Origin of the sequence: Amycolatopsis albispora (assembly GCF_003312875.1) — a bacterium.
Classification (GTDB): Bacteria; Actinomycetota; Actinomycetes; order Mycobacteriales; family Pseudonocardiaceae; genus Amycolatopsis; species Amycolatopsis albispora.
Genome location: NZ_CP015163.1, coordinates 5,978,485 through 5,990,832 on the forward strand (window position 1 = coordinate 5,978,485; position 12,348 = coordinate 5,990,832).

Sequence of the window (12,348 nt, forward strand, 5' to 3'; positions counted from 1 at the left end):
TGCCGCACACACGCGCCCTCAACCACCGCCCGCGCTACCCACCCACGACACCCGCAACCTCAACCACCACCCCACCTGGCCCAACTGCGGTACTCGCACCCCTCGATCACCACCTCCCCGAGTCAACTACGGCACCCGCACCCCAACCAGCCACGGCACCCCCGCCCCCGACCACTACGTGCCCGGCCCAACAACAACACTCACGCCCCCAACCGACCGCGCCACACCACCCGGCCCAACTGAGGCACTCACGCCCTCAAACACCCCCAAGCCCAACCACCGCACCCGCGCCCACAATCGCCGCCCCACCAGCCCACAACCACGGCACACGCGTCCTCGATCACTGCCCCAACCCGACTGTGCGGGCTGCCGGTGGACGAGCAGCGCTCTGATCCTGGGTGCCGGCCGGCGGGTGTTCGCCGAGGGCGGGCTCCAGGCCGCCACCGTCAACCAGATCGCCGGTGCCGCGGGGCTCACGCCGCAAGCACCATGCCCAACCGACACCCGTTCGGAGGCCCGGGCCTCGCCGACCGGACGAGCACTCATGCCGCCTATTCCAATGCGGCAACGCGCTCCCCACTGCCCGCAAGATGAAGGCGCCGCGCTCGACGGGGCACCGGGCGCCGACGACGTGGCGGCGCGCTACCCGCACACGGCAACACGACTCGCACACGGCCTGGCCAGGCCGACCGACGGCGACTGGCGAACCGAGTTCGGCCTGGGCGCGGGTGGTCTGCGGGCCGGTGCCACCGCGGCGTGCGAACTGTGCCTGGCCTGGCTGGCCTACGTACGTGGCTTCATCGCCGAAGTGGGCTGGCGCGGTGGGCGTACGGCCCGCCGCGGCTGGGCTTGGGCTGCCCAGCCCGGCGGTGGGCCAGTGCCCAGGGAACGCAGCGGGGTCAGTCGCTGATGGCGATGCGTGTGCGGTGGTGTGCAGGCGTTTCGATCTCGTCGACGATGGCGGTGGCCAGGTCCGCGTAGGAAAGGTGGTTCGGCTCGCCGAGGGGCTGGTCGCCGCCGGTGCGGTAGTGGCCGGTCCGCGGGCCTTCATCGAGCATCATGGGAGGCGAGAGCATGACCCAGTCCAGGTCCGGCGGGGCGGCTCGCAGGACGTGCAGGCCGGCGGTGTGGCCGAGGGCGAACGGCAGGTACTCGGCCGGGAAGTCCGGCTTGTCCATCAGCCTTACCCCGGGCTCGACCTCCAGGTTCGCCCCCACGCCGATGGCCACCAGGCGGTGCACGCCCGCCCGGGGCAGGCCGTCGAGCAGGGCCAGGGCGGCCTCGGCGAAAACCAGGTCAGCGGGCCGGTCCAATGACGCCGCCGCGTGGACGGCGGCGTCGTGACCGGCGGCCACCTTGGCGACGCTGTCCGCGTTGCCGACGTCCCCGGTCACCACGTCGGCGGCCAGGTCCGGGTACTTGGCCGGGTCACGCACCACCGCCGTGACCCGGTGACCCCGCCCGGCTGCCTCGGCCACCACGGCGCGGCCCGCCCGGCCGCCCGCCCCGAAAACCACGATCGCGCTCATCGGAAATCCCTTCGTTCACTGCCGACCACCGGACCGCACCGAACGTATTCAGGAAAAATCCGTTACCGCAACGAAAGCGAGTTACCCCGAGGAAACCTTCAAATCATCCAGGAACGCCAGGCAGGTGGCCCGCATGCGGCTCACCGGCATCGCCTTCGAACCGAGCAGCACCTGATAAGCCAGGCCGTCGATCATCGAGATCAGCATGTTCGCCAGGTGCACCGCGTTGCCCGGCCGCAGCTGCCCGCCGCGCTGGCCGTCGCGGATGACGCCCGCCACGATGCGACGCCAGTCGCCGTACATGCGGTCGTGCAGGTCACGCAGCGCCGGCTGGTGCATGCCCTGCGACCACAGCTCCGCCCAGACCTTCCACGCCTCGGTGGTCTCCTCGCCGTCGGGCAGGTAGGAATCCACCACCAGGCGGAGCTTCTTCACCGGGTCGTCGGTGGTGTCCAGCAGCCAGCGGCGCCGCTGCAGCGAGCGCGTGTAGTTGTCCTCGAACGCGGCGTGCACCAGATCCTGCTTGGTGTCGAAGTAGTAGTGCACCGTGCCGCCGCTGACCCCGGCCGCGGCGGCCACATCGGACACCCGCAACCGGGCGAAGCCCTTGTCCGCGATCACCGCGCACGCCGCCCGCAGGATCTGCGCGCGGCGCTCGGCTTCCACGCTGGGACGGGGCATGTTCAGACGCTACCAATCGACCCGGAAATCGTGGCTCTTCGCGGCCGGTTCGGCGAACGAAAGCAGCTCCGCACCAGCCTTTTCCAGCGCGGCGGTGTCCTTTTTGGAAAGCTTCTCGAACGGTTCCACGGTCAACGTGGCGACGCCCGCGGCGCGCGTGAGGTCCCAGCGGCCGCGCACGAAACCGTCGGTCAGCACCACCTGCGGGATCAGCCCGTTCTTGGTGAAGATCCGCTTGCGGTACTCGTCGCTGAGCACGCGCGTGCGGTCGGCGAACGAAAGCAGGTTCTGGTCGAAGCCGCCGAGGAAGCGTGCCGGGGCCGGAGTATCCGGGTCCGGGCGGGGCGCGTCGGGCAGGTCGAACAGTTCGCGCCCGGCCTCGTTGCGGAACGAGCGCAGCCGCGGCCGCAGCCGCTCGACCACCTCGCCGAGCCTGGTCAGCCCGCACCACGCCTGCACGTCCAGCACGCTCGCCGGTCCGAACGCCCGCAGGTAGCGCAGCACAAAATCCTCCGGCGACGGGCTCACCGCGACCGGCTCGCCCACCCATTCGTCCAGCGTGACGTAGGTAGGCTGCCCCGACTTGCCCCACACCCCGCGCGGCGGGATCTGGACCAGCGGCAGCAGATTCCTGGCGGCCTGCCCCAGCGCGGACGGCGTGTACCCGGGCCAGCGTTCGACCAGCGCGAGCCCCAGCTCCTTGCCGGTCATCGGGCGTTCGGCGAGCAGCTTGCGCACGTCCGCCGCCACCCCGGCGTGGTCCAGCCCGCGCCACTGCGGATCGGTGCGCAGGTAGTTGTCCAGCAACGGCTGGGTCAGCGGACGCCAGTCGAGGGCGTCGCGCGCGGTGAGCAGGTGCACGGTGCCGCGCATGGTGACGATCCGGACCACCTCGCGGTCCAGCAGCAGCCGCGCCAGTTCGTCCGGCTGGAAGTCCACCAGCCGCGTCCACAGCGCGTAGTACGGCGGAAACGGGGCCTGCGCCTGCAAACCGGCGAGGTGCGCCACCGCGTCAAAGGCGGACATGCGCGCCCGCGCCAACAGCAGCTGACGGCTCAGCGTGGCGCGGTTCAGCGCGCGCGTGGTCAGTACGTCCCCAGGCATGCGCCGAGCCTAGGTCTTCTAGCCACGCAGGTGGATCACGGTCGGGCGATCCGCGTCGAAGGCGTCGCCGAGCACCTCCACCAGCCCGTCGTAGTCGGGCAGCGTGACGCCGTGGCAGCCCATCGACCGCCCCAGTTCGGCGAAATCGGGGCTGGGCAGGTCGACGGCGAGCGGGAGGTCGCCGCGTTCGGCCATCTCGTCGCGGATCTCGCCGTAACCGCCGTTGTCCACCACGAGCACCGGCAGCGGGAGGTCGAGCGCGGCGGCCGCGGCCAGTTCCGCCACGGTGAACATGATGCCGCCGTCGCCGTGCAGGGCGGCGACCCGCGACGACGGGCGGCCGAGCCGGGCGCCGATGGCGGCGGGCAGGCCGTAGCCGAGGGTGCCGAGCCCGGTCGGGTACAGGAACGAGCCGGGGGTGTAGCGCGGCAGGTTCGACAACGCGCCGTAGTAGCAGACCATCGCGCTGTCGGCGGCGAGAATGCCGTCGCGGCCCAGCGTTTCGTCGAGCGCGGCGAGGATCGGCAGCCACGGCCCGCCCTGCCGGGTGGCCTCGGCGAAGAGCTGCTGCCGCCAGCGCGCCACCCGGCCGAAAGAGTCCGAAATGGACACCCGGGTGAGGCCGTCGAGCAGGGCGCGCAGCGTGGCCGCGGCGTCGCCGACCAGCGGCACGTCCGGATTGGCGTTGGTCACCACGGCGGCCGGGTCGATGTCGATGCGGATCAGGCGGCCGGTGAACCGCAGTGGGCCGTTCCACAGGTCGGCGGGTGCCAGCTCGGTGCCGACGGCGAGCACCACGTCGCAGTCGGCGGTGAAGTCCGCAGCGGACAAGTGGTGCAGCCCGGCGCCCAGCGCGCAGGCGTGGTCCTCGGGCAGGATCCCCTTGCCGTTGGCCGTGGACAGCACCGGCGCGCCCAGCCGCGCGGCGAGTTCGGCGAGCGGTTCCGCAGCACCCCGCGCCCCACCGCCGACCAGCACGCCCGGCCGGTCCGCCGTGTTCAGCAGCTCGAGTGCCCTGGCCAGCGCGTCGGGCGCGGGCACCGGGCGCGCCACCGGGATCGGCGGCACCGGGTCCACGTCGTCCGCCTCGTCGATCAGGTCGAGCGGGAGTTCCAAGTGGACTGGACGCGGCCGCCCGGACCGCAGCTGCGCGAACGCCTGCGCGACGGCGGCCGGGATCTCGGCCACGCTGGTCACCCGGTGGCTGCCCGCGGTGACCGCGGCCATCGCGCCAGTCTGGTCGCGCACCTCGTGCAGGATTCCGTTGCCGCGCCCGGGATGCCGCACCGGCGGGCCCGGCGAGATCAACAGCATCGGCACCGAATCGGAGTACGCCTGCGCGGCCGCGGTGGCCGCGTTGAGAATCGCCGGACCGCTCGTGGTCAGGCACACGCCGGGCCTGCCGGTGACGCGCGCGTACCCGTCGGCGGCGAAACCGGCGCCCTGCTCGTGCCTGGTCAGCACGTGGCGGATGCCGCACCGGCCGAGTTCGGCGTAGATGCCGAGGTTGTGCGTGCCGGGAATGCCGAACACCACCTCGACCCCGTGCGCGGCCAGCGACTCCACCAGTGCGGCCCCACCGCTGAGCTTCACGTGCGTTCCTCTCCGGCCCTGGTGAGCAGCGCGTCGACGGCGATCACGCCGTCGGCGCCGACCCGCACCGGGTTCAGTTCGATCTCGGCCACCGCCGCGCAGCCGGCCAGCACCGAGGACACCGCCGCGACCGTTTCGGCCAGTGCCTTCACGTCCAGCGGCTCGCGCCCGCGCCAGCCGTCCAGCAGCGGATAGCACCGGAGCCTACGCAGCATGGTCATCGCCCGCTCGGTGTCGACCGGGCCGAGTTCGATCGTGGTGTCGCGCTGCAGCTCGGCGTCGGTGCCGCCGGCGCCGACCATGACCAGCGGGCCGAACGCGGGGTCGCGCCGCGCGCCGATGATGATCTCCACGGTGTGCTCGCGGGTGTCCATCTCCTCCAGCACGTACCGGCCGGGGCCCAGTTCGTGCAGCATGTCCTCCAGCGTCCACACCGCCGACATCGCGTCCGTCAGCCCGAGCACCACGCCGCCGGCTTCGCTCTTGTGCGCGAGGAAATCCGCCTTGACCGCGTACGGTGGCCGCAACCGTTCCGCGGCGGCGAGCAGGCTTTCGCGATCGGTCACCGCCGCACCCGCGGGGAACCGCACGCCCGCCGAAGCCACCAGGTCACGCGCGGCGAGATAGCCCTCGCCGACCGGTGCCGCACTGCCCCACACGAGCGGCAGCGGGCAGGGCGGCGCGAACTGCGCGGCCGTGCCGAGCGCACCCGCCGCCGCCTCGACGGTGTGATAGGTCGGCACACCGCAGTCCCGCAGCGCGCGCACCGCGTCGGAATCGGCCGACATGCTGTGCACCACCACCGGAATCCCGGTGCGGTGCACCGCGAAACCGAGTTCGGCGACCACACCGAGCTCGGTTTCGCGCAGCGTCGGCGTGTCCTCGCCGTAGCTGCCGAAGTAGCCGGTGAGCAGCACCGCGTCCACCTCGCCGCTGCCGGTCAGCTCGCGCACGACGCGGGCGTAGCTGCGCAGGTCCTGCTCCCCGCCACCGGCCAGGTCGATCGGGTTGACCGAGTTCGCCGCGTCCGGCAGGCCCGCTTCGATCCGGGCGGCGAGCACCGCGGGCAGCGGCGTCACCCGCAGCCCGGCACGCGCGGTCACGTCGGCGGCGACCGCGCCCTGCCCGCCGCTGTCCCCGACGATCGCCACGCGCTTGCCCTTCGGCCGCGTGGTGAGCAGCAGGTACCGCGCCAGGTCGATCACTTCCGCCGGCGTCCGCACGCGGACCGAGCCGGACGCGCGGCAGGCCGCGTCGACCACGTCGAGCGAGGAGGTCAGCGCGCCGGTGTGCGAGCGCGCGGCCGTCCGCCCGGCATCGCTCTCGCCGACGGTCAGCACCACCACCGGCTTGCCCGCCTCGGTCAGCCGGGTGATCGTGCGGACCAGCTCGCGGCCGTCGCCGAAGCTCTCCGCGTAGATCGCCACCACCCGCGTGGACTCGTGCTCGACCAGCTCGCCGACCATCTCCTCCAGCGTCAGGTCCGCTTGGCGCCCCACCGACACGAACCGCGAAACGCCAATGCCCGCCGAGGCGGCCAGCCCGGCCAGCTCCAGCCCGACCTGGCCGCTCTGCGACACGATGCCGAGCGCGCCCGGTTCGAACTGGCCCCACGCCAGCTCCAGCTGCGTTTCGGCGTCGAACAGGCCGAGGCAGGCCGGGCCGAGCAGCCGCGCCCCGCCCGCGCGCACCCGGCGCGCGAGTTCGTAGTCGTCTTCGATCCCGGCGCTGATCCCGACCAGCCCGCGGGCGCCCAGTTCCAGCGCCTTGTCGACCACCTCGGGCACGGCGGACGCGGGCACGCTGAACACCACCAGCTCGGGTGGTTCGGGCAGGTCGTCGAGGCTGGCGTAGGGCACGCGGCCGGCCACCGCGCCACCGCGGGAGTTGACCAGGTAGACGCGGCGGCGGTCCTCACCGGCGAGCGCGCCCCTGGCCAGCCAGTGCCCCCACTTGGCCGGATCCGCGCTCGCGCCGACCACGGCGACCGACGCCGGATCGGTGAACGGGCCGGGTTCGGTGCTCATGCCCTGGCCAGCCTTCTGGCGATGACCAGCCGCTGGATGTCCGAGGTCCCTTCCTCGATCTCTTCCAGCTTGGCGTCCCGCATCCACTTCTCCACCAGGAATTCCTGTGAGTAGCCCCAGCCGCCGAGCGTCTGGACCGCCGCCCAAGTGCACCACATCGCGTTCTCCGAACCAACCAGCTTGGCCGCGGCGGCTTCGGCGGTGACCGCCTCCCCGGCGTCGAACAGCCGGGCCGCGCGCTGCGTGAGCAGGTGCGAGGTGTCCACCTTGACCGCCATGTCGGCGAGCCGGAAGGCTACCGCCTGGTGCTCGATGATCGGCACCCCGAACTGGATCCGGCGGCGGGCGTAGTCGAGCGCGAGGTCCAGTGCGGCACGCGCGAGCCCGGTGGTGGACGCGCCGATCAGCACGCGTGACGCGTCGAAGGTGCGCATCAGGCCGTAGAAGCCCTGGCCTTCCTCGCCGAGCCGGTTCGCCACGGGCACGCGGACGTCGTCGAGGAACACCTCCGCGTTGACGATGGCACGCTGGCCGAGCTTGCGCACGGGCTTGCCGACGGTCAGCCCCGGCGTGTCGCGGTCGACCACGAACGCGGTCACCCCGCGGGCGCCGCGCTCCGGGTCGACCGTGGCGAACAACACGAACCACCGGGCGTAGGGCGCGTTGGAGGTCCACGCCTTCTGTCCATTGAGGACATAACTGTCGCCGTCGCGGACGGCGCGCGTGCGCAGCGAGGCCGCGTCCGACCCGGCGTCGGGCTCGGTGACGGCGAGCGCGGTCAGCGGCGGGTCGTCGCCGGTGAGCGGCGCGAGCCAGCGGTCGTGCTGCTCCGGCGTGCCGAGTTCGAGGATCGGCGCGGCGAAGAAGCCGTTCGAGGTGATCAGGTTGCCGATGCCGATGTCCCCGTGGCACAAGGCTTCCTGCACCAGCGACTGGGTGAGCAGGTCGGTCACCCCGCCACCGCCGACCGACTCCGGCAGCATGAACCCGGTCAGCCCGACCGCCGCCGCGCGGCGCCACAACTCCAGCGGTGACTCGGTCTGCGCGTCGTCCACCGCCCTGGCGATCGGGCGGATCTCCCTGGCCGCGAACTCCGCCGCCAGCGCGCGGAACTGGCGTTGCTCCGCGGTCAGCTCCAGTGCGTCGCGAAGGGCGTGGGGCATGGGCGTTCTCCTGTCGGCGACGGCGGCGAGAGGATAGTTGACTGACGGATCAGTTATTCCGAGGGTCGCCCGCCGCCCGGTCCGCTGTCAACCCCGCCGGTCACGGCGTGACGACGGTGTCGATCAGCTGCGGACCGTCCAACAGGGAGCGGTCGTTGTGGTCGGCGCCGTGCACGGGCACCGCGCGGGCCCGGCCGGCGGCGGCCACCTCGATGCTCTGCTCCGGCGGCACGATCGAATCGGCGTCGCCGTAGACCACGACGATGGGCGCGGTGACGCGCCGGACGTCGTCGGCGACCGGGTAGCGGTCCCACATCATCGAGCGCACCGGCAGGAACGGGTACTGCAATTCGCCGATCGACGGCAGGTCCACGAACGGCGACCGCAGGATCAACGCGGCGGGCGGCTGCTCGGTCGCCAGCTTCGCGACCAGCGAGCACCCGAGGCTCTCGCCGTAGTACCGCAGCCGGTCCGGCGGCACCCCGAGTTCGCCGACGAGGAACCGGTGCGCCGCGCGGATGTCCTGCGTCAGCCCCTCTTCGCTCGGCGACCCGGGGTTCCCGCCGAAACCGCGGTAGTCGAACAGCAGCACGCTCAGCCCGCGAGCGGCCAGCGCGCGGGCTAGCGGCGCCCGCAGCGACCGGTCACCGGCGTTGCCGGGGGCGACCAGCACGGTGAACCCGGTGTCCTGACCGCGGGCGGGCACGAACCAGCCGCCGAGCCGGAGGCCGTCGGCGGTGTCGAAGGCGACGTCACGCGCCCCCGGCAGCACGGTCGCCGCGGCGGGGACCACGTCGGCCGTCGGCAGGTAGATCACCTTGCGCTGGAAGGCGTACAACAGGGAGACCAGGAGCAGCGCCACCGCGGCCAGCCAGCCCAGTCCGATCAGCCACGACCGCCACATCCGCACAGTGTGCCACGCGGCCCGCGTGGCAAGAGTGTTATTCGATATTCACCCGAACGTGTGGGTCCGTACGTAGGAATTTTCGTTGCTTACTGGACGTGACATCTCGGCTCACACGTCCGAGGGAGTTACCGCCGGAACAGGTGAAGAACACGAGTTGACTACTCAGTGTCATCCGGGGTCCACCAGAAGTCGGCAAAACGGTGACATTCCGTTCCGAATCGACCTTTTCACCAGGCGATTCGCCGGGTTGCACAAGGTTTACCAGCGGGTGCCCGACTGCCTAGGCTCCGCTCAGCGCGGTGACCTGCCCCAGTCACCCGTTGTCGAGGAGCGAGCCATGATGTGGATGGCCCAACGCCCTGCAACCGCCGTGCCGACGGTGCCACTGATGCCACCGTTGTCCTCGGTGCTGTCCGTGCGGACGAGTTCACCCGTGCTCGTCGGCCGGGACACCGAGCTGACCACGCTCGTCGAGCTGGTCGCCGAGCGCCCGTCCGCCGTCCTGCTCGAAGGCGAGGCGGGCATGGGCAAGACCCGGCTGGTGCAGGAACTGCTGCGACGGCCCGAACTCGCCGGCACGCGCGTGCTCACCGGCTCGTGCCAGCCGCTGCGAGAGCCCTTCCCCTACGGCCCGGTGCTGGAAGCGCTGCGCGGGGTCGCCGATTTCCCGATCGGGCCGCTGAGCCCGGTGGCCGGTGTGCTCCGGCCGCTGCTGCCGGAGATCGCCGACCTGCTGCCGCCGCGCCCGCAGCCGCTGGCCGACACCGCCGCCGAACGGCACCGCGAATTCCGCGCCATCCGCGAGCTGCTCGGCGCCTGCGGGCCCGCGCTGCTGGTCATCGACGACCTGCACTGGGCCGACGAGCGCACGCGCGACCTGCTGTGGTTCGTGTTGTCGCGGCCGCCGGAGCAGCTCGGCGTGGTGGTCACCTACCGCAGCGAGGACCTGCGCACCGGTGGTCCGCTCGGTGTGCCGTACCGACCGGCCGAGGGTGTGCGCGCGGCCCGCGTGCAGCTCGGCCCGCTGGACGTGCCCGCGGTGCGCACGCTGGCATCGACCATTCTCGACGCGCCGCGCGTGGCCGAGGAGTTCGCCGCCAAACTGCACGAGAGCACCGCCGGCATCCCGTTCGTGGTGGAGGAAACGCTGCGCGCGCTGCGTGGCCCGGCCGGAGCCGTCGAGGTCGACCGCGCGACCGGGCACCGGCTGCTGGACAGCCTCGAGGTGCCGGTCCTGCTGCGTGAAGCGATGACCGAGCGGATGAGCACGCTGTCCGACACCGCGGTGCGCGTGGCGCGCTCGGCGGCCGTGCTCGGGGTACCAGCCGAGATCTCGCTGCTCGGCGCGCTGGCCGGGCTGCGCGGGCGCCCGCTGTCCACCGCGCTGGCGCAGGCGCTGGACGCCGGGGTGCTGCGCGAGGTGACCCGCGACCGCTACGGCTTCCGGCACGCGCTGGCGATGAAGTCGGTCTACGACGCGATCAGCGGCCCGGAAAGACAGTTGCTGCACGCGCGCGCGATGCGGGCGCTGGCAGCCATCGAACCCCCGCCACTGGTGCAGCTGGCCGGGCACGCGAAAGCGGCCGGTCGCATCGGGGAATGGCAGCGGTACGCCGAAGCGGCGGCGGACCAGGCCATCGAACTCGGCGAAACCTCACTGGCCATCGACGCGCTGCAGGCGGTGCTCGACGGCACCAAGCCCGCGGCCGAGGACGCGGGCCGGATGGCCGAGAAGCTCAGCCGCGTGGCGTTGCGCGGGCTCCGCCCCGACGTCACCAGGACGCTGGAGAAGGTGATCGGCGAGTACGAGCTGTCGGCGGTCACCCGCGGCACCATCCGGATGAACACCGGCCTGCTGCTGGTGCGCAAGAGCGGTGAGCTGTCCCGCGGGCGCGCCGCCGTGCAGAAGGCCATCGACGAACTCGCCGGTGACCCGGAACTCGCCGCGCGCGGCATCAACCTGCTGGCGCAGCCGATCGACGGCACCACCCCGCTGTCGTGGCACCAGCACTGGATGGACCGCGCGCGCCAGGTCCACGACCAGCTCGACGACCCCGAACTGCGGCTGGCGCTGACCGCCGACCGCATCGCCGGGCGCGCGCACATCGGCGACGGCTCGGCGTGGGACGAGTTCGAGCGGTTCAAGTCCGAAGCCGGTGAGGTCGCGGTGACCGTGGCCGAACGCGTGCAGCAGGCGCGGTTCTGGTGCAACCTCGCCGACGCGGGCGCCTGGGTCGGCCACTTCGACCGCGCCGCGCGCATCCTCAAGGACGGCCTGCGGATCGCGAACTGCGCCGGCGCGCTCTTCGTCACCGGCAACGGCCAGTCGACCAGGGCGCGGCTCGACTGGCTCACCGGCAACTGGTCCGGGCTCGCCGAGTCCGCCGAGGCGCTGCGTGAGAAGTACCGCGACCTCTCGGCGATCACCTCGGAGTCGGCGCTCGTGCTGGCCGGGCTCGCGTGTGTGCGCGGCGAGTTCGAGGAAGCCGAAAAGCACCTGGCCGCAACGAATCTGCTCAACCCGGACCAGGGCGTGATGACCGTGGTGCTGAGCGCGGCGGGCATGCTCGCGCGGGTGCGCCTGGCCGCCGGGGACGTGCCGGGCGCGTGCGCGGCGGCCGACCACGGCATGACCACCGCGCGGCGCAAGGAGATCTGGGTGTGGGCGGCGGAACTCGTGCCGTCGGCGGTGGACGCCTACGTGCACGCGGGCCGGTTCGACGACGCCGAGCTGGCGATCCAGGACTTCGAGAGCGGCATCGCCGGGCGTGACGCCCCGGCGGCCTCGGCGGGACTCGCCTCCGCCCAGGCGGTTTTGCTTGCCGCACAAGGGAAGCACGCGGACGCCACGGAACGCTTCGCGAGCGCGCGCGAACTGGCGGACGCGATGCCGATGCCGTACCTGGCGCACTGGGCGCGAGAACGCGGCGCGTTGTCACGGCTGGAAACCGGCGACACCGCCACCGCGCTCGCCGAACTGGGCGCCGCCGCCGACGGGTACGAAGCGCTCGGCGCCGCCCGTGACGCGGGCCGGTGCCGTCACCGGCTGCGTGAGCACGGTGCCTGGGCGCCGTCACAGCGAGGCAGGCGCGGTTACGGTCAGCAATTGTCACCGCGTGAGAAGGAGGTCGCGGAAATGCTCGCGGCCGGCCGGACCAACCGGGAAATCGCGAACGGCCTGTTCCTTTCGCCCCGGACGGTCGAGCAGCACGTGGCGAATGTGCTGCGGAAACTCGGCGCGCGCTCACGCACCGAGGTCGGTCGGAAAACTTCTTTAAATACGTACCCCTAGTGAAATATTTGCGGATTGTTCGCCCGGTGGCCCGGGGCGACGATTTTTCGTG

General features: G+C 72.2%; 9 protein-coding genes. 2 read left to right on the forward strand and 7 right to left on the reverse strand.

Annotated elements, in window-relative coordinates; all coding sequences use genetic code 11:
• Positions 1 to 544: 544 nt before the first annotated feature.
• Entirely contained in the window at positions 545 to 910 is a 366-nt protein-coding gene (locus A4R43_RS28265) for a hypothetical protein (RefSeq protein WP_236808332.1), read from the forward strand.
• Here A4R43_RS28265 and A4R43_RS28270 read toward each other — a convergent pair.
• The 7 genes from A4R43_RS28270 to A4R43_RS28300 form a co-directional block, all read right to left on the reverse strand.
• On the reverse strand, positions 900 to 1,529 hold the full coding sequence (locus tag A4R43_RS28270) for an NAD(P)-dependent oxidoreductase (protein ID WP_113695073.1): 630 nt from the start codon (positions 1,527 to 1,529) through the stop codon (positions 900 to 902). The two genes, A4R43_RS28265 and A4R43_RS28270, sit on opposite strands and share 11 nt — an antisense overlap.
• Positions 1,530 to 1,610: 81 nt before the next feature.
• On the reverse strand, positions 1,611 to 2,210 hold the full coding sequence (locus A4R43_RS28275) for a TetR/AcrR family transcriptional regulator (protein ID WP_113695074.1): 600 nt from the start codon (positions 2,208 to 2,210) through the stop codon (positions 1,611 to 1,613).
• Between the two features lie 9 nt (positions 2,211 to 2,219).
• Positions 2,220 to 3,314: a winged helix DNA-binding domain-containing protein gene (locus A4R43_RS28280; protein ID WP_113695075.1), complete on the reverse strand. Its 1,095-nt coding sequence runs from the start codon at positions 3,312 to 3,314 to the stop codon at positions 2,220 to 2,222.
• An 18-nt stretch (positions 3,315 to 3,332) separates the two neighbouring features.
• Positions 3,333 to 4,907, reverse strand: coding sequence for a thiamine pyrophosphate-binding protein (locus A4R43_RS28285; protein WP_113695076.1), 1,575 nt, complete (start codon positions 4,905 to 4,907; stop codon positions 3,333 to 3,335).
• Positions 4,904 to 6,934 (reverse strand): acetate--CoA ligase family protein, encoded by a 2,031-nt coding sequence (locus tag A4R43_RS28290; RefSeq protein ID WP_113695077.1) that lies wholly within the window; start codon positions 6,932 to 6,934, stop codon positions 4,904 to 4,906. The genes A4R43_RS28285 and A4R43_RS28290 overlap by 4 nt, the downstream gene beginning before the upstream one ends.
• Complete coding sequence (locus A4R43_RS28295) at positions 6,931 to 8,097, reverse strand: acyl-CoA dehydrogenase family protein (protein ID WP_113695078.1); 1,167 nt, start codon at positions 8,095 to 8,097, stop codon at positions 6,931 to 6,933. Before A4R43_RS28295 ends, A4R43_RS28290 begins: the two co-directional genes overlap by 4 nt.
• A 100-nt stretch (positions 8,098 to 8,197) precedes the next feature.
• Positions 8,198 to 9,001 carry an alpha/beta hydrolase gene (locus tag A4R43_RS28300; protein WP_113697946.1) on the reverse strand — a complete coding sequence of 268 codons (804 nt, stop codon included), beginning with the start codon at positions 8,999 to 9,001 and terminating at the stop codon, positions 8,198 to 8,200.
• 391 nt (positions 9,002 to 9,392) lie between these two features.
• Between A4R43_RS28300 and A4R43_RS28305 the strand changes: the two genes are divergently transcribed.
• Positions 9,393 to 12,296 (forward strand): ATP-binding protein, encoded by a 2,904-nt coding sequence (locus A4R43_RS28305; protein WP_113697947.1) that lies wholly within the window; start codon positions 9,393 to 9,395, stop codon positions 12,294 to 12,296.
• Positions 12,297 to 12,348: the final 52 nt, after the last annotated feature.